Below are 16,943 nucleotides of genomic sequence, written 5' to 3'. Positions count from 1 at the left end.
AATAAGCGTCTAAGCCAGGCATTACCGGCTACACAGTTCAACAGCGGTACATCTCCACCCTTCACGTATCCTTCAGGAATCCTGGTGCCGCTCGCAGAATCCGGAGCGGTTATTTTTTGTGCTCACCTTCAACAGTGGGCACGGTGTTTTTATAAGGCTTTTGTTTTAAGCGGCACGTGTACTGCTCTTAGCCATACGAACCACTCGAAGGACGGCCTGACGTCCACTGAACATGTTTATGACAGGGAGCGGGTTTGCAAGCTCTGTGTCATGCCAGGGTTATTGGCTTCCGGGACTATAACAGCAACCATTAAGTGCTTCAATTAAGTGGAAATTGCTATTATGTGGTAATGACTAATCCTACTTCTTCCAATATTGGCGTGCAGCTCTTCGAAGTTCCTTCAGAGCTAGCGGGTCAGCGTATCGATAATTACCTGCGTACTTTGCTAAAGGGTGCGCCGAAAACCCTCATTTATAGAATACTTCGCAAGGGCGAGGTTCGCGTTAACAAAGGGCGTATAAAGCCGGATTATCGACTCCAGGCTGGCGATATCATTCGTGTTCCCCCGATGCGTTTGCCGGAAAAAGATGAACCAGCACCTGTCTCTCAGGCGCTTGCCGAGCTGATGGAAGCGGCAATCGTCTATGAGGACAAGACGCTGATTGTTATTAACAAGCCAGCAGGTATTGCTGTTCACGGTGGAAGTGGCGTCAGCCTGGGCGTCATAGAAGTTTTTCGCCAGATTCGCCCTGATGCCAAAGATCTTGAGTTGGTTCACCGCCTGGATCGGGATACATCCGGCCTGCTTATGATTGCCAAGAGACGCAGCATGTTGCGTCATTTACACGAAGCGCTGCGTAGTGATGGGGTTGATAAGCGCTACCATGCGCTGGTTCGTGGCCATTGGCCTGCAGCAAAAAAGCAGATTCGAGCACCTTTGATGAAAAACAATCTGCGTTCTGGCGAGCGTATGGTTGAAGTCAATGTCGAGGGGAAGGATGCCCTAACTGAATTCAAGGTGCTTAGGCGCTATGATGATTTTGCAACTTTGGTGGAGGCAAAGCCGGTTACAGGGCGTACTCACCAGATTCGGGTTCATGCCAAACATGCAGGTCACTCTATTGCAGGTGATCCCAAATATGGCGATGAAGAATTTTCCAGGGAAATTCGGGACCTGGGTGGCAAGCGTTTATTTTTGCATGCTGCCAGTCTTAGGGTGCCGCTTCCTGATGGAGAGACATTACAATTGACAGCGCCCGTTGATGACGTTTGGGCCGCTACATTGAGTCGCCTGGATGCCTGATTACAAGTTACTAGTATTTGACTGGGACGGTACGCTTTGTGATTCGATCGGTCGCATTGTAGAGGTTATGCAGTCAGCTGCTGCTGATCTTGGGGTTCCGGTTCGAAGCGATCAGTCGATCAAGTCTATTATTGGGCTGGGCCTGCCAGAAGCCATTCAGACGCTTTATCCAGAGATGACTCAAAAGGATATAGAGCGCTTTCGGCAGTGTTATAGCGATCATTTCATTATGCGTGAGCAAGAGCCTTCGCCCTTTTTTAGTGGGGTGGCTGAGGGCTTGGCAGCCTTCCGGCGCAAAGGCTATCGTTTGGCAGTGGCTACCGGCAAAAGTCGAAGAGGTCTGGATCGGGTGCTTGCAGCAAAAGGATTAATTGATTTCTTTGACGTGACCCGTTGCGCTGACGAGACGGCCAGCAAGCCGGATCCTTTAATGCTTAATGAGATTCTTGCGCACTGTGACGTCCATCCGTCAAAAGCATTGATGATCGGAGATGCTCCGTTTGACCTGGAAATGGCACGCAGAGCCCAGATAGCTTCGGTTGCGGTCAGCTATGGCGCTCAGTCTATTGAAGTGTTGCGCGACTATGAGCCGACGCTTGTAATTGATCGTTTTGAGGAGTTGCGTGTCTGGTTGGGTGCGTAACGATTAATTGAACCAAGCAGGACTACCAATGGCAGATGATTGGAATGCGTCGGATCGCCCGGCGGATGAAAGAAGCTGGAAGCTTATTGAAAAAGCGATGCTCGCCAGTGTGCATGAGCAGAGAAGGGCGCGTCGTTGGGGGATCTTTTTCAAGTTCCTGACGTTTGCTTACCTTTTCATTATGCTGGCGTTCTTTATTCCTTTTTCCAGCTTTAAGGGAGAGTCCTCGCGTGAAGGGGCTCATACGGCGCTGATTGAAGTTAAAGGAACCATTGCGGCTGATGAGAAAGCAAGTGCCGACAATATAGTCGGAGCGCTCCGCGATGCCTTTGGTGGCGAAGGGACCAAGGCCGTTATCCTTCGCATCAATAGTCCAGGCGGAAGCCCTGTTCAGTCGGGTTATATCTATGACGAGATCAAGCGCCTGCGTGGGCTTCACCCTGAGATTAAACTTTATGCTGTGATATCCGATCTAGGCGCTTCCGGTGCTTATTATATCGCCAGTGCTGCAGACGCTATCTATGCTGATAAGGCCAGTCTGGTGGGTTCCATTGGTGTGACGGCGGCATCCTTTGGCTTTGTCGGAACCATGGACAAGTTAGGCGTTGAGCGCCGTGTTTATACTTCGGGTGAGCACAAGGCATTTCTTGATCCCTTCCAGCCTGCCAAAGAAGAGGAAACTCGTTTTTGGCAGCAAGTACTTGATACTACGCACAAGCAATTCACTGATAGCGTGAAAAAAGGGCGCGGGGATCGACTAAAGGTAGAAGGGCATCCTGAATTGTTCTCCGGGCTTGTATGGTCTGGAGAGCAGGCGCTTGGGCTAGGGCTGATTGATGGTTTGGGCAGTGCTAGTTTTGTGGCTCGCGAAGTGGTAGGCGAAGAAAAAATCGTCGACTATACCGTTCAGGAAAGCCCGTTTGATCGCTTTGCCAAGCGTTTGGGTACTAGCGTGGCAGAGCGGCTGGCACTGCTGGTTGGCTGGGAAGGTCCTGTGCTGCGATAAGCCGTAAGGCCTGACTTTGTGCAGGCCTTTGCTAAGGTATGATCATGCCTTCGCTCAAAAGCAGATCGGTTAGCCGAATCAGGGGCAAGCCGATCAGGCTGGTCACATCTTCACCTTCAGTAGATCGAAATAGGGTGATGCCCATTCCTTCAACCTTGAAGCTTCCTGCGCAGTCAAATGGCTGTTCCGCTTGGAGGTAACGCTTGATCTGACCAGATGTTAGCTCGCGGAAGTGTACAGTAAAGGGTACGCAGTCAACTTGGCATACGCCGCTCTGAGTGTTCAGTAGAGCGAGTCCGGTTAAAAAAGTGACACTTTTGTCGCTGGCATTTGATAGCTGTTTGAAGGCGCGGTCAAATGTCATGGGTTTGCCTAGTATTTGATCGCCAAGCGAGGCCGTTTGATCAGAGCCGATAATAAGGTGATTGGGGTAGGCAGGCGCAAGTGCGCGAGCTTTTGCCTCAGCCAGGCGCATAGCCAGGTGACGAGCGTTTTCGCTTGGGTGAGGGGTTTCGTCTATATTAGGTGAGGCGTATTTAAAGTTTAGTTTCAGGCGGGCCAGCAGTTCGCGTCGATAGGGTGAGCTTGAAGCTAGCAGTAATGGAAGCATTAGAATGAGCCTCTATGAGTGCAGAAGGGTCGGACTAACCGACCAAAAGTCAGTAAAGGATACTATCCTTTACCTAATTTCCTTTGACAGGCCTGAGGTCGTCTCTATAATGGCGCGCTTATGTTGAATGGGCCAATTCCACCTCACGTAGATCCACGCAAACTGGCTGATCGCGGTATCACGCTTCGGGGTGAGCTGCCGGTTTCTGGTTTGCCGCGTCTTTGCGAGCAGCTGTCGAGTTTTGAAGGAGCGGTGAAGGCCGTTCTCGAGTTCTTCCGCGACGAACAAAGACTCGTCGTCATTCATGGCGCACTGGATACTGAAGTGCAAATGGTATGTCAGCGATGCTTGGAGCCGGGCGCGTTTCCTATACATGGCGAGTATACTTATGCCGTGTTATGGGAAGGGCAGTCGGCGGATGCGTTGCCAAAAGGTTATGACGCACTGGAAGTCGGTGAAGAGCCTTTGGATCTGATGGAGTTAATTGAGGATGAGCTTTTGCTCGCCCTGCCAATTATTCCGACTCATGAGCCTGGCATCTGCCATCATCCAGCAGGATTCGAAGCGCCTGAAGCGCCCGAAGAAAGCGCGGACGAGGAAAAGCGAGCCAACCCGTTCAGCGTACTGGCGCAGTTGAAGCGTGACCCAAACGTTTAGGAGTTAATGAGTTATGGCTGTTCAGCAGAACAAAAAATCCCGTTCCGCCCGTGATATGCGTCGCTCCCACGATGCTCTCGAGCCGAATGCATTGTCTGTAGAAAAGAGCACTGGTGAAGTTCACTTGCGTCACCATGTGTCTCCTGACGGTTTTTACCGTGGTCGTAAAGTGATTGACAAGGGTTCCGACGAGTAATCCTTGTCGTCACCTGTCATCGCTATCGATGCAATGGGCGGGGACTTCGGTCCCCGCTGCATTGTGCCTGCTTGTATTTCCTTTCTTGCTAGCCATCCTGCCATTACGTTGACCCTTGTTGGGGATCCTGACGTTATCCTGCGCTATATCGGCCGGCACTCATTTGATGATTCCCGTCTGCGTATTTATGCGGCCACTCAAGCCGTTGATATGGCAGAAAAGCCTTCTCATGCTCTCCGCTATAAGCCTGATTCCTCAATGAGGGTTGCGCTAGAGTTGGTTGCAAATGGTGGGGCAGACGCCTGTGTCAGTGCAGGTAACACCGGCGCGCTGATGGCTTTTGCTCGTCAAGCATTAGGCATGCTGCCCTCGATAGAAAGGCCTGCCATATATACCCAGTTGCCTATTATGGGGCGGCACTGCGTATTAGTGGATCTTGGCGCTAACTTGGACTGTTCTGCCCTAAACCTTTATCAGTTTGCTTGCCTGGGAGCGGCAGCTGCTAAGGCTGATGGGGTAAGTGAACCCCGAGTTGCTCTCTTGAATGTAGGCACCGAGCAGACCAAAGGTAATAGTGTTGTTCAGCAGGCATCGGCGCTACTGAAAAAGTCTAGCCACCTTAATTATATCGGCTTCATTGAGGCGAATGGCGTGTTTCGGTGCGAAGCTGATGTTGTGGTGTGTGACGGGTTTGCGGGTAATGTGCTGCTGAAAGGAAGTGAGGGGCTCGTTTCCATGCTATTTAAGCACTTGGACGAGGCGCCTATCCTATTCAAATTATTGGCTGCGCCCTTGTTACACCGTTTGAAAAAGGATATTACGCCTGCTCGATATAATGGTGCGGGCTTTCTGGGTTTAGGTGGGCTGGTTATTAAAAGCCATGGTGGCGCTGATGAGTTTGGCTTTCAGCATGCGATACAGCAAGCTGTATATGCAGTCAAACTGCGCCTTAATGACGTAATAAAAGCGAATTTCCTGGACCTTTACGAGGATTCAGTTCCTAAGTGTGACTGACCTCAGTTGCCTGACATCAAACCAAGAACCTGCTGCAGCATGCTGTTAGGCTGTAGTTTTTGATGAGACCAATAAGAGATCGACTATGTCTGCTTCTTTCGCTTTCGTATTTCCAGGCCAAGGCTCGCAGTCCTTGGGTATGCTGGCCGATATTGGAGCTCAACACTCGCAGATACGCGATACGTTTGCTGAGGCTTCTGATGCGCTTGGCTATGATATCTGGTCGTTGGTTCAGCACGGGCCAGAAGAGCAACTGAATCAAACCGATAAGACTCAGCCGGCCATCTTGACTGCCTCTATTGCCCTGTGGCGGTTGTGGGAGGCTGAGCGAGGCGTGCGCCCCTCTTATGTAGCGGGTCATAGTCTAGGTGAATACTCTGCTCTCGTTGCTGCGGGCGCCTTGGCTTTTACTGATGCAGTGATGCTGGTTGAGCGTCGTGGAAAGCTAATGCAGGAAGCTGTGCCTGCGGGTGAGGGGGCAATGGCCGCTATTTTAGGGCTTGAAGATGCAGACATCGTGACCGCTTGTGCCGAGGCGGCTCAGGGTGATGTTGTTAGCGCAGTAAATTATAATGCTCCAGGTCAGGTCGTTATTGCTGGTAGCGCAGCTGCCGTTATGCGAGCCGTCGAATTGTGTAAGGCGCGTGGCGCAAAGCGTGCGGTGCCGTTACCGGTCAGTGTGCCTTCCCATTGTGAGTTGATGCGTCCGGCAGCAGAGCGCTTTGCTGAGGCGGTTAACACGATTCAGTGGCAGCAGCCCTCAATCCCGGTCGTGCAAAACGTAAATGCCGGGATTAGTGCAGACCTTGCAGCGTTGAAGCAGAATTTACTGGCACAGCTGTACAGTCCAGTGCGCTGGGTTGAGTCTATTCAACTGCTTGCGGACAAAGGTGTCACTCAACTGGTAGAGTGCGGGCCCGGAAAGGTCCTGGCGGGTTTGAATAAGCGGTGTGTCAAAGGTATAGAGACTTATAGCCTTGATGCACCTGATGCTTTTGCTGCTACACAAGCAGCATTGGCTTGATTAAGGAGAAAACATGAGCCTCCAAGGTAAAGTCGCATTGGTAACCGGTGCAACACGTGGTATCGGACAAGCCATTGCTCTTGAGCTCGGGCGCCTCGGGGCTACCGTAATCGGTACGGCTACCAGCGAAAGCGGTGCTTCCCGTATTAGCGAAAGCCTAAAGGCTAATAGTATTGAAGGGACCGGGCTGGTGTTGAACGTTGCAGATAATGCTTCGGTTACAGCTGCTTTGGAGCAAATTCAGCAGCAGTACGGCGCACCTGCTATTCTTGTCAATAATGCTGGTATCACACGCGATAATCTGATGCTGCGCATGAAAGACGACGAGTGGTTTGATGTTATCGATACCAATCTGAACAGCCTGTTCCGTTTGTCGAAAGCCGTGTTGCGTGGGATGACCAAAGCTCGCTGGGGGCGCATCATCAGCATAGGCTCTGTTGTCGGAGCGATGGGTAATGTTGGTCAGGCCAACTATGCCGCCGCCAAGGCCGGTCTTGAGGGGTTTACTCGGGCACTGGCTCGGGAGGTAGGTTCTAGGGCAATTACAGTAAATGCTGTTGCTCCAGGGTTTATTGATACTGATATGACGCGTGAGCTACCAGAGGCTCAGCGTGAAGCGCTATTGACCCAGATTCCATTGGGTCGGTTAGGGCAAGCTGAAGAAATTGCAAAAGTCGTCGCCTTTTTAGCAACGGACAGTGCTGCTTACGTTACAGGTGCTACTGTTCCAGTTAATGGCGGAATGTATATGAGTTAAGCGAATTTTGAAGGATTGAACAACTTTTTTGTGAATTTTCAAGACTAGCAAAAAGTCAGTTCAGAGGTCAGGATGTCGCGTCAGCTTGAAATATTGAAAACCCTTTCTATACACTTACGCGCAGTCCGGCTGCACGGATTATTCCATAGGAGTGAAAACACGGTATGAGCACCATCGAAGAACGCGTTAAGAAGATCGTCGCTGAACAACTCGGCGTGAAAGAAGAGGAAGTAACCAACAGCGCTTCCTTCGTCGAGGATCTGGGCGCCGACTCCCTTGACACCGTTGAGCTGGTGATGGCTCTGGAAGAGGAATTCGAAACTGAAATCCCGGACGAACAAGCCGAAAAGATCACCACTGTTCAGGAAGCCATCGACTACATCGTTGCCCACCAGCAATAAGTCGGTTCTTCTGTAGAACACGAAAGCCGCACGTCTGTACAGGCGTGCGGCTTTTCTATATAGCGGTCATCAATGCAATATCTTTAGATGATCGTATAAACGAGCTATGAGGAAATCGTTGTGTCACGTAGACGCGTCGTGATCACGGGCATGGGCATGGTGTCGCCGCTGGGCGGGGACGTGCAAAGCAGCTGGGAAGGCATTCTTGCTGGCCGCAGCGGTATTGCCCCGATTGAACACATGGACGTTTCTGCCTTTGCTACCCGCTTTGGAGGGTCAGTCAAAGGATTCAACGTAGAAGACTATCTCTCTGCGAAAGAAGCTCGGAAACTCGACCTCTTTATTCAATATGGTTTGGCTGCTAGCTTCCAGGCCATGCGCGATTCCGGACTTGAAGTAACAGATGCCAATCGCGATCGCGTTGGCGTCGCCATGGGTTCTGGTATTGGCGGTCTCTCTAATATCGAGAACAACTGTAAGTCCTTGTTTGATCAGGGGCCTCGTCGTATTTCGCCGTTTTTTGTTCCTGGTTCGATCATTAACATGGTCTCCGGCTTCCTTTCCATCCATCTGGGGTTGAAAGGGCCTAACTATGCAATCGCAACGGCATGTACAACCTCTACACACTGTGTAGGTATGGCTGCACGTAACATTGCCTATGGTGATGCAGACGTCATGGTAGCTGGCGGTGCTGAAATGGCTACCTGCGGGTTGGGATTGGGTGGTTTCGGTGCTGCGCGAGCACTTTCTACCCGCAATGAAGAGCCGCCCAAGGCCAGTAGGCCATGGGATCGTCAGCGAGACGGCTTTGTGCTATCTGACGGGGCTGGCGCGTTGATCTTGGAAGAGCTGGAGCATGCTCAGGCTCGTGGGGCACATATTTATGCTGAGCTTATCGGGTTTGGCATGAGCGCTGATGCGTTTCATATGACGGCGCCGCCTGAAGATGGCGCTGGCGCAGCGCAGTGCATGAGCAATGCATTGAAAGATGCTCGAATCGATCCTTCACAGGTCGACTATATCAATGCACATGGTACGTCTACACCTGCCGGCGATATGGCAGAGGCATCTGCTATTAAGCGGATCTTCGGTGAGCATGCTTATAAACTTTCAGTCAGTTCTACCAAGTCCATGACTGGGCATTTACTAGGTGCTGCCGGGGCGGTTGAAGCTATTTTTAGCATCCTCGCTATTCGTGATCAGCTTGCACCGCCTACCATTAACCTGGACGATCCAGATGATGGTTGTGACCTAGATTTTGTACCGCATAAACCCAAGCCGATGCCTATTGAGATTAGCTTATCCAATTCCTTTGGTTTTGGTGGTACCAATGGTAGTTTGATCTTCCGCCGTTATTCAGCGTGATGGAGGATTGGGTCAATGGTCAGCCTGTTGAGGCTGGCCTTTCCTGCCGGGATCGTGGATTAGCCTATGGTCATGGACTCTTCGAGACGATAGGTGTCCATAATGGACAACCACGATTTCTTGATGATCATCTGCAGCGTCTGTCTGCTGGTTGCCGCCGTCTTGCGATTCCTTTGGAGCTTGAGACGGTCAGGCAGGAGATCCTTGAATACACTGCATTGCTACGCAACGGCGTAGCTAAGCTGATCATTACGGCTGGCCTTGGTGAGCGAGGTTATGCTGCACCGCAACACCCGTTACCGCAGCGGCTCTTGTTGGCGTCTCCTGTGCCTCGCTATGCGTCCCAGAATGCTGATCAAGGAATTCGTCTGTTTCCCTGTCAGACACGTTTGGCATGCCAACCCTTATTGGCTGGGCTTAAGCATTTGAATCGTCTTGAGCAGGTGTTGGCGCGAGGGGAGTGGAAAGGCTTAGATTATGCCGAAGGCTTGATGTGCGACCCGTTCGAGCATGTGGTAGAGGGTGTGTTCAGCAACCTTTTCATGGTGGTCAATAACACACTCATAACACCTTCGCTTGATACCTGTGGGGTTGCTGGAGTGATGCGCGCTTATCTTCTTCGCAACGCAGAAAGGCTTAATATCAAGACAGAGGTCAGGCAGATACCGCTGAGCGACTTCACCGCAGCTGATGAGGTGTTTATGTGCAACAGTCAGTATGGTGTTTGGCCAGTATGCACGTATGCTGATCATGAATGGCCGATAGGTCCGTTGACACGTCAATTTCAACAGATCGCCGCGAAGGCTCTGGATTTTTAATGCGAAAATTATTGGTTCTGCTCGAGGGCGGTTTGCTCTTGATAGGGCTAGCATTGGCTGGAATGGGCTGGCTGCAACATGAGGCGCTTGAGCAGCCTTTAGCAGTAAATCAAGAGCAACTCATTGAAATTCCTAAAGGCGCAACGCCTGGCGGTATGCTGAGGAATCTTGAAGACGAGAAAGTACTAACTGGATCCTTCTGGCTTCGTTTGTATTGGCGTTTCAATCTCTCCGGGCAGGCTTTACACAGCGGTGAGTACCGGGTGACCTCAGAGATGAATGCTCGTCAGCTACTAGCCCTCTGGCAAAAGGGCAATGTGGTTCAGTACAACATTACGCTTGTTGAAGGTTGGAATTTTCATCAAGTAAGGGAAGCCTTGTCTCGCCAGGAAAAGCTGGAGCAGGCATTGGTTGGGCTGAGTGACGAAGAAGTCATGGCGCGTTTAGGTAAGCCAGACATGCATCCGGAGGGACGTTTCTTCCCGGATACCTATCGTTACGTCAAAGGAATGCGTGATGTTGATATCCTAAAGCAGGCTAGTCAGCGCCTGGAGCAGGTTCTTACTGAGGAGTGGGAGACACGCGCTCCGGATGTTCCATATGATAGTCCTTATAAAGCCCTGATCATGGCCTCGCTCGTCGAGAAGGAAACAGGAGTTCCACAAGAACGAGCGCAGATTGCGGGCGTTTTTGTACGCCGATTGGCGTTGAACATGCTTTTACAGACAGATCCTACGGTTATTTACGGACTTGGTGATAGCTATAAGGGAAAGCTGACTCGAGAGCATTTACGTCAGCCTACGTCTTATAACACGTATGTGAATTCTGGCTTGCCGCCTACGCCTATTTCCATGGTGGGAAGGGAGGCCATTCACGCGGCTTTGCATCCTGAGCCGGGTAAAAGTCTTTACTTCGTAGCGCGTGGAGATGGCACACACGTGTTTTCCGATGATATCGATGCGCATAACCGCGCTGTTCGAGAGTACCAACTTAAACGCCGAGCCGATTACCGTTCGAGTCCGGCGCCCGTTACCAAGGAGTCTGAGTGAGCGGTTTGTTTATTACTCTGGAGGGGCCGGAGGGGGCAGGTAAAAGCACTAACCGTGACTATCTGGCCAAGCAATTGCAGATGCACGGCCTTGAGGTGGTGCTGACGCGAGAGCCTGGCGGAACTCCGTTGGCTGAACGTATCCGCGAACTCTTGCTCGCACCCTGTGATGAAGGAATGAATCCGGATACTGAGTTGTTGCTTGTTTTTGCAGCGCGTGCACAGCACTTGAGTAGCGTGATCAGACCTGCCCTCAATCGAGGCGCAATTGTGTTGTGTGACCGATTTACCGATGCAACCTATGCCTATCAGGGGGGCGGGCGCGGACTCTCTGAGGAGCGCATCGCAACCTTGGAAAACTTTGTTCAGTCAGGTCTGCATCCTGATTTCACTTTGATCTTCGATCTGCCTATTGAAATTGGCCTTGAGCGAGCAGCTAAACGAGGGCGTCTTGATCGATTTGAGCAGGAGCAGCGTAGCTTCTTTGAGTCTGTAAGGCAGACTTACTTAGCTCGTGCTGCCGCTTCCCTTGAGCGCTACCGGGTGCTTGATGCCGCTCAATCGCTTGATCATGTACAGCGGCAAATTGACCGTCTTGTGCCTGAATTTTTGGGGCGCACCCGTGGTTGAGCGGTACCCCTGGCAATCTGCGCTATGGGAACGACTTACCCATCGTGAGCGGCATGCTCATGCTTATCTCTTTCACGGACCGGCAGGTATTGGTAAGCGAGCCCTGGCTGAACGGCTAGTAGACCGTTTGCTCTGCAGGGACGTAATAGCAGGCGATGCATGTGGTCAGTGCAAGGCTTGCCTGTTGTTGAGGGCTGGAACGCACCCTGATTATTTCCTGGTAGAGCCGGAGGAGGCGGAAAAGCCCATCCGTGTTGACCAGATCAGGGGCTTGGTCGATTTTGTTGCTCAAACAGCCCAGCTGGGTGGGCGCAAGGTAATACTGTTAGAGCCTGCGGAGGCAATGAATTTAAATGCCTCCAATGCATTGCTCAAAAGCCTGGAAGAGCCTTCTGGCGATACTGTTTTGCTGCTGCTTAGCCATCAGCCGAGCCGTCTGTTGCCTACTATCAAAAGTCGTTGTGTACAACAGGCCTGTCCTATGCCTCGTCAAGATGAAAGCATGACTTGGCTAAAGCAGGTTATGCCAGATCTCTCTGTACAAGATCTTGACGATCTGCTGATACTGGCTGGCGGCTCACCTTTAACTGCTGTTCGATTGCAGGCGCTGGGTGTTCAGGCTTATCGCTCACAGGTTGTAGATGGCTTGAAGAAACTCTTGAAACGTCAGGTGGCTCCAAGTCCTTTAGCCGAGGGCTGGAATAGTATTCCGCTGCTGCTATTGATGGATTGGTTTTGCGATTGGTCATTGTTGATCTTGCGTTACCAGATGACGCGGGATCAAGCGGTAACGGGTATGGCCGATATGAGCAAGGTAATCCAGTATTTGGGTGACAAGGCCGACTCAGGCCAGGTTATAAGCCTGCAGAACTGGTTGCTTGAGCAGCGACAGAAAGTAATGGGTAAGGCCAACCTGAATCGCGTCCTGCTACTTGAGGCGTTGTTGATCCGGTGGGCAAGCCTACCGCAGCAGGGCTAGAATTCACGTAATCATTGTTGAGTGCTGTCGTATGAGTTTGCCTCCGAATCTGGGTCCTCGAAATGGAATTCTGTCCCTTACGATCAAGGACAAATCTGTACTGTATGCTGCCTATATGCCTTTTATCCGCAATGGCGGACTATTTATCCCGACAAACAAATCCTACAAGCTAGGGGATGAGGTTTTCATGCTGCTCAACCTGATGGATGAGCCTGAAAAAATCCCTGTTGCCGGAAAGGTTGTCTGGATAACGCCTCGGGGTGCGCAAGGGAATCGTGCCGCTGGGGTCGGCGTCCAATTCAATGATGGTGACAATACCGCTCGAAACAAAATCGAAACGTATCTGGCGGGTACGCTCAAGTCAGACCGTCCTACGCACACCATGTAATCCTTTCTTTCGTGCCGCGTAGTCTTGGTGAACACGCACGTTATTTTATTCAGGTAAATTAATGAAACTGATCGACTCCCATTGTCATTTGGATCGTCTTGATCTGACTGCCCATAATGGATCATTGGACGCAGCGCTTGAGGCGGCAAGGGAGAAAGGGGTAGGGCATTTCTTGTGCATTGGGGTAAGTGCAGAGAATGCTGCTGATGTAAAGGCTGTTGCTGAGCGTTACTCGGATGTGCATTGTTCCGTTGGGATTCATCCCCTTGATGTTTCCGCTGACAAAGAGCCCGCTTTGGATTGGCTGCTGCGCGAGCTGGATCATCCGCGTGTAGTGGCTATTGGCGAAACAGGGCTGGACTATCATTACGAGCCGGAAAGTGCTGATTTGCAGAAGCAGTCTTTTCGCTTGCATCTTGAGGCGGCGCGTATCACTGATAAACCTGTCATTGTTCATACACGTGAAGCAAGAGCCGATACTCTGGTATTGCTCAGGGAAGCGCAGCTGGCTTCGGCTGGGGTATTGCACTGTTTCACTGAAGATTGGGCAATGGCCAAGGCTGCCCTTGACCTTGGCTTTTATATTTCGCTTTCAGGAATCGTGACTTTTCGAAATGCCGAGGCATTACGTGAAGTAGCCCGCCAAGTGCCAGCCGATCGACTTTTAGTAGAGACTGACTCGCCTTATCTGGCACCTATTCCGTATCGTGGTAAGCCAAACCTTCCAGAATACGTGCGCGAGGTCGCTGAGTTTTTGGCTTCGGTACGCGGTGTTGAGCTAGAAAAACTGGCTGAACAGACCACAGAAAATTTCTACCGACTTTTTCCTTTGGCACGGGCTATATAAATTATTACGGGCAAAAAAAACCCGGTTTTTGCTAACCGGGCCAAGACCATTAGGAGTTTAACGGGACGCGCCAAAAATGGTGTATCCCACCGGTAGCGCCTCGGGGGAGTGGCGCTGCCGGTAAGTAGAAGTATTGATCAGTCATGTGGAACATCCAGTCGTGATTGATCATTTTTTAAACAGATTTGGAATAGGCAACCTTTCGCTGAGCACTTATCGCGACAACTTCCGGATGATCTCCAGCGTCACGTCCAATACCTGTTGCGGTGTGTAAAAATGTGGTGAAAGACGTATGCCGGCGCCACGTTGTGCACAAATAATATTTTCCTGCTTCAGGCTCTCAAAAATCGCCGTATTATCTTTGCCCCCTAGTGTAAAGGTCAGAATGCCAGCTCTACGGTCATGATCTGTCGCACTATGAATGCAGGCACCCGGGATTGCTTTTAATCCTTGAATCAGTATGTGCATGCGAGTTTGCAATTCCTGTGCAACGTTCACCATGCCGACTTCATCAAGCAGTGACAAACTAGCCTCCAACGCTGCAGCTCCCAGCATGTTAGGACTGCCACACTCGAAGCGGCGAGCTGTACGGGCTGGTTGCCATTCACGGCTGTTGTAGTCACCGGCATTGTCCAGCATGTGCCAGCCATATTCATTCAATGTCAGTTGTTCTCTAAGATCGCTCCGACAATAAAAGACTGCTAGTCCTTCCGGGCCAAGCATCCATTTATGGCCGTCTGCCATGGCAAACGCACAATCACAGGCTTGTACATCCAAGGGCAGAGCCCCTAGCTGTTGAATAGCATCGACACACAGCAACACGCCGTTCTGGCGACATCCCTGTCCTAACTTGATCAGGTCCAGGCGTAAACCGCTTGCATATTGCACAGCACTAATGGCCATCAGACGCGTATGGGCAGTGCAGGCATCAAGTAATGCCTGTTCTGGGTTGCTTCCGGCGAGGCTGACCTCAATTACCTCTACCCCAAAGCGGGACAGTGCTTCCCAGACGATACGGTTCGATGGGAATTCTTCGTTACTGATGATCACCTGATCGCCGGCTCGCCAGTCCAGACCAAACGCGACAAATGACAGGGCCTCTGACGTATTCTTGACCAAAGCGATGTCTGCAGTGCTGGGCGCGTTTAGCAGTTTCATCAGGCGTGTTCGCAAACGCTGCTCAATTTCAAGCCAGGCAGGGTAGTCTTTTGCTCCCTGGAGAACGTTTTCCTGAGCAAAGGCTGTTACAGCCTGTGCGGCACGTTTTGGCCAGGGGGCCACTGCGGCATGGTTGAGGTAGCGCAATGTTTCGTCGTGTGGAAACTCGTTCGTCCAAGCATTCATGAGGCTTCATCCATACAAAAACATGTATTTTTAGGCATAATGCCGTAACCGATGTGACATCACTTACCATGTGCGTATCGTCCATCTCACGTTGTGCCAGCCGATGGTAATGACTTCCTCCACCGATACCTTCCGCATTCAGACTCTAAAAAGAAACCTATATCTATGCAGAAAGAACCTCGAAAGGTCCGTGAATTTCGCCGCCGCGAGCAGGAGATTCTAGACACAGCTCTTAAGCTCTTCCTGGAAGAGGGAGAGGACAGTGTCACTGTAGAGATGATCGCTGATGCGGTCGGGATTGGAAAAGGAACGATTTATAAGCACTTCAGATCGAAAGCTGAGATCTATCTTCGTCTGATGCTGGATTATGAACGAGATCTCGCTTCGCTGTTTCACTCGGAAGATGTGGCACGTGATCGGGAAGCATTATCTCGTGACTATTTTGAGTTCCGGATGCGAGATCCTCAGCGCTACAGGCTTTTTGATCGTCTGGAAGAAAAGGTGGTCAAGGCTAATCAAGTTCCGGAACTGGTCGAACAATTGCATAAGATCAGAGCGTCAAATTTTGATCGCCTGACCCAGTTAATCGAGGGGCGGATCGCTGAAGGAAAGCTGGAAGACGTTCCTCCTTATTTCCATTATTGCGCTGCCTGGGCATTGGTTCATGGCGCCGTGGCGTTGTATCACTCGCCCTTCTGGCGGGATGTAATCGAAGATCAGGATGGGTTTTTCCAGTTTTTAATGGACATCGGTGTACGTATGGGTAACCGCCGTAAGCGGGACACGGAAACATCGGCTTCCCGGTAAGGTCCGAGAGCCTGAACTTGAATAAGTCATGCTCGACCCAGATATCTTTTTTCTCTGTTAAGCAGTTGGAGTTTAAGCATGATTGTTGACCGTCAGGGTCGAGCCTTTCGCAACCTACGGATCAGCTTAACCGCTGCATGCAATTATGCATGCACGTACTGTGTTCCTAATGGAAAACGTCTTGTAGCGGCTCAAGATGAGCTATCTGCCGATGCAATGGCTCGTGGTGTTGAATACCTCATTGAGGCAGCAGGTATCGAGCGTTTACGTATCACGGGCGGTGAGCCGTTGGTCACGCCCAAGTTCGAACCTTTCTTGCAGGCAGTTTCTACCTTAAAGCTCAAGGACATTAGCCTGACCACTAATGGTCAGCTCCTGGCTAAAAAGCTGCCTATCATTATAGATAATGGTGTTCGGCGCTTGAATGTCTCTCTGGATACGCTTGATGCAGAAGCCTTTCCTGCGCTTGCGCGTGGAGGGGATTTAAAGACTGTGCTTGCTGGTCTTGAGGAGGCGCGTCAGGCCGGCCTCAAGATCAAGGTCAATATGGTGCCATTGCGTGGCCAGAACCTTGATCAAGTATTGCCACTGCTTGAGTACTGCCTTGAGCATGGTTTTGAGCTACGGTTCATTGAGCTTATGCGGATGGGTCACTTGGCTCGTGACCCTAACGGCTTTCAGCAGCAATTTGTGCGATTAGCGGAGCTTTTGGAAATCATCGGTGCTGTACATCCCTTTGTACAGGCTGATGCGCCTATAGATGCTACTGCCTTGCGTTATCAGGTAGAGGGGGGAGGCTACTTTGGTGTCATCGCGAATGAAAGCGTACCTTTCTGTCGTACCTGTTCGCGGCTACGCTTGTCTTCAACAGGCTGGTTGCACGGCTGTTTGTCATCCAGTAATCGCCACTTTGTAGGTGATTTGCTGGACAAGCCTCGTCACTTGGCTCTTCCGGCCTTGCAGCGCTTGTTGGTCAAGGCGTTGGCTGACAAGCAAGACATTGCGTTCTCTGGTGGCGTAACGGTGATGAAGATCATCGGAGGCTAACATTATAGATTGGCCTGGAAACTGCTAGACGCGTGTCAGCGCCGGTTTTTCGTCGCAG

Annotated in this window: 20 protein-coding genes; 18 read left to right on the top strand and 2 right to left on the bottom strand. The window is 51.1% G+C overall.

Annotation, left to right across the window (positions count from 1 at the left end; all coding sequences use genetic code 11):
• The first annotated feature begins 350 nt into the window (after window positions 1-350).
• The 3 genes from rluC to IEX86_RS19480 are packed head-to-tail and all read left to right on the top strand — an operon-like array spanning window position 351 to window position 2,953.
• Window positions 351-1,304: a 23S rRNA pseudouridine(955/2504/2580) synthase RluC gene (gene rluC / locus IEX86_RS19490; protein WP_188867808.1), complete on the top strand. Its 954-nt coding sequence runs from the start codon at window positions 351-353 to the stop codon at window positions 1,302-1,304.
• On the top strand, window positions 1,297-1,947 hold the full coding sequence (locus IEX86_RS19485) for an HAD-IA family hydrolase (protein ID WP_188867807.1): 651 nt from the start codon (window positions 1,297-1,299) through the stop codon (window positions 1,945-1,947). Before rluC ends, IEX86_RS19485 begins: the two co-directional genes overlap by 8 nt.
• A 28-nt stretch (window positions 1,948-1,975) precedes the next feature.
• Window positions 1,976-2,953, top strand: coding sequence for a S49 family peptidase (locus IEX86_RS19480; RefSeq protein WP_188867806.1), 978 nt, complete (start codon window positions 1,976-1,978; stop codon window positions 2,951-2,953).
• Between the two features lie 31 nt (window positions 2,954-2,984).
• Here the strand turns inward: IEX86_RS19480 and IEX86_RS19475 are convergent, their stop codons facing one another.
• Entirely contained in the window at window positions 2,985-3,563 is a 579-nt protein-coding gene (locus IEX86_RS19475) for a Maf family protein (RefSeq protein ID WP_188867805.1), read from the bottom strand.
• 120 nt (window positions 3,564-3,683) lie between these two features.
• On the opposite strand from IEX86_RS19475, the gene IEX86_RS19470 reads away from it, so the two are divergent.
• The 13 genes from IEX86_RS19470 (at window position 3,684) to IEX86_RS19410 (ending at window position 13,687) form a co-directional block, all read left to right on the top strand.
• Window positions 3,684-4,220, top strand: coding sequence for a YceD family protein (locus IEX86_RS19470; protein WP_188867804.1), 537 nt, complete (start codon window positions 3,684-3,686; stop codon window positions 4,218-4,220).
• A 13-nt stretch (window positions 4,221-4,233) separates the two neighbouring features.
• Window positions 4,234-4,416 carry a 50S ribosomal protein L32 gene (gene rpmF, locus IEX86_RS19465; protein WP_010797729.1) on the top strand — a complete coding sequence of 61 codons (183 nt, stop codon included), beginning with the start codon at window positions 4,234-4,236 and terminating at the stop codon, window positions 4,414-4,416.
• A 3-nt stretch (window positions 4,417-4,419) separates the two neighbouring features.
• Window positions 4,420-5,430, top strand: coding sequence for a phosphate acyltransferase PlsX (gene plsX / locus IEX86_RS19460; protein WP_188867803.1), 1,011 nt, complete (start codon window positions 4,420-4,422; stop codon window positions 5,428-5,430).
• A gap of 85 nt (window positions 5,431-5,515) precedes the next feature.
• Window positions 5,516-6,454 (top strand): ACP S-malonyltransferase, encoded by a 939-nt coding sequence (gene fabD, locus IEX86_RS19455; RefSeq protein ID WP_188867802.1) that lies wholly within the window; start codon window positions 5,516-5,518, stop codon window positions 6,452-6,454.
• Between the two features lie 13 nt (window positions 6,455-6,467).
• On the top strand, window positions 6,468-7,211 hold the full coding sequence (fabG, locus tag IEX86_RS19450; RefSeq protein ID WP_188867801.1) for a 3-oxoacyl-ACP reductase FabG: 744 nt from the start codon (window positions 6,468-6,470) through the stop codon (window positions 7,209-7,211).
• Window positions 7,212-7,375: 164 nt separating this feature from the next.
• A complete protein-coding gene (gene acpP / locus IEX86_RS19445) occupies window positions 7,376-7,612 on the top strand; it encodes an acyl carrier protein (RefSeq protein ID WP_007160597.1) in 237 nt (78 codons plus the stop codon).
• Between the two features lie 120 nt (window positions 7,613-7,732).
• Complete coding sequence (gene fabF, locus IEX86_RS19440; protein WP_188867800.1) at window positions 7,733-8,977, top strand: beta-ketoacyl-ACP synthase II; 1,245 nt, start codon at window positions 7,733-7,735, stop codon at window positions 8,975-8,977.
• On the top strand, window positions 8,977-9,795 hold the full coding sequence (gene pabC / locus IEX86_RS19435) for an aminodeoxychorismate lyase (RefSeq protein ID WP_188867799.1): 819 nt from the start codon (window positions 8,977-8,979) through the stop codon (window positions 9,793-9,795). Before fabF ends, pabC begins: the two co-directional genes overlap by 1 nt.
• Window positions 9,795-10,844 (top strand): endolytic transglycosylase MltG, encoded by a 1,050-nt coding sequence (gene mltG, locus IEX86_RS19430; RefSeq protein ID WP_188867798.1) that lies wholly within the window; start codon window positions 9,795-9,797, stop codon window positions 10,842-10,844. The genes pabC and mltG overlap by 1 nt, the downstream gene beginning before the upstream one ends.
• The gene (gene tmk / locus IEX86_RS19425; protein WP_188867797.1) at window positions 10,841-11,473 is read left to right on the top strand and encodes a dTMP kinase; all 633 of its coding nucleotides are present in this window, start codon (window positions 10,841-10,843) and stop codon (window positions 11,471-11,473) included. Before mltG ends, tmk begins: the two co-directional genes overlap by 4 nt.
• Complete coding sequence (locus tag IEX86_RS19420) at window positions 11,466-12,452, top strand: DNA polymerase III subunit delta' (protein WP_188867884.1); 987 nt, start codon at window positions 11,466-11,468, stop codon at window positions 12,450-12,452. Before tmk ends, IEX86_RS19420 begins: the two co-directional genes overlap by 8 nt.
• A gap of 31 nt (window positions 12,453-12,483) precedes the next feature.
• Window positions 12,484-12,840, top strand: coding sequence for a PilZ domain-containing protein (locus IEX86_RS19415; protein ID WP_010797738.1), 357 nt, complete (start codon window positions 12,484-12,486; stop codon window positions 12,838-12,840).
• A gap of 61 nt (window positions 12,841-12,901) precedes the next feature.
• Entirely contained in the window at window positions 12,902-13,687 is a 786-nt protein-coding gene (locus tag IEX86_RS19410; protein ID WP_188867796.1) for a TatD family hydrolase, read from the top strand.
• Window positions 13,688-13,900: 213 nt separating this feature from the next.
• Here IEX86_RS19410 and IEX86_RS19405 read toward each other — a convergent pair whose 3' ends face one another.
• Complete coding sequence (locus IEX86_RS19405) at window positions 13,901-15,031, bottom strand: aminotransferase class V-fold PLP-dependent enzyme (protein ID WP_188867795.1); 1,131 nt, start codon at window positions 15,029-15,031, stop codon at window positions 13,901-13,903.
• A gap of 165 nt (window positions 15,032-15,196) precedes the next feature.
• Between IEX86_RS19405 and IEX86_RS19400 the strand changes: the two genes are divergently transcribed.
• Together IEX86_RS19400 and IEX86_RS19395 are read left to right on the top strand one after the other, a co-directional pair.
• Entirely contained in the window at window positions 15,197-15,838 is a 642-nt protein-coding gene (locus IEX86_RS19400; RefSeq protein ID WP_188867794.1) for a TetR/AcrR family transcriptional regulator, read from the top strand.
• 78 nt (window positions 15,839-15,916) lie between these two features.
• Window positions 15,917-16,885, top strand: coding sequence for a GTP 3',8-cyclase MoaA (locus tag IEX86_RS19395; protein WP_188867793.1), 969 nt, complete (start codon window positions 15,917-15,919; stop codon window positions 16,883-16,885).
• Window positions 16,886-16,943: the final 58 nt, after the last annotated feature.

Origin of the sequence: Pseudomonas asuensis (assembly GCF_014646755.1) — a bacterium.
GTDB lineage: Bacteria > Pseudomonadota > Gammaproteobacteria > Pseudomonadales > Pseudomonadaceae > Chryseomonas > Chryseomonas asuensis.
This window is presented reverse-complemented; position numbering and strand designations above follow the sequence as displayed.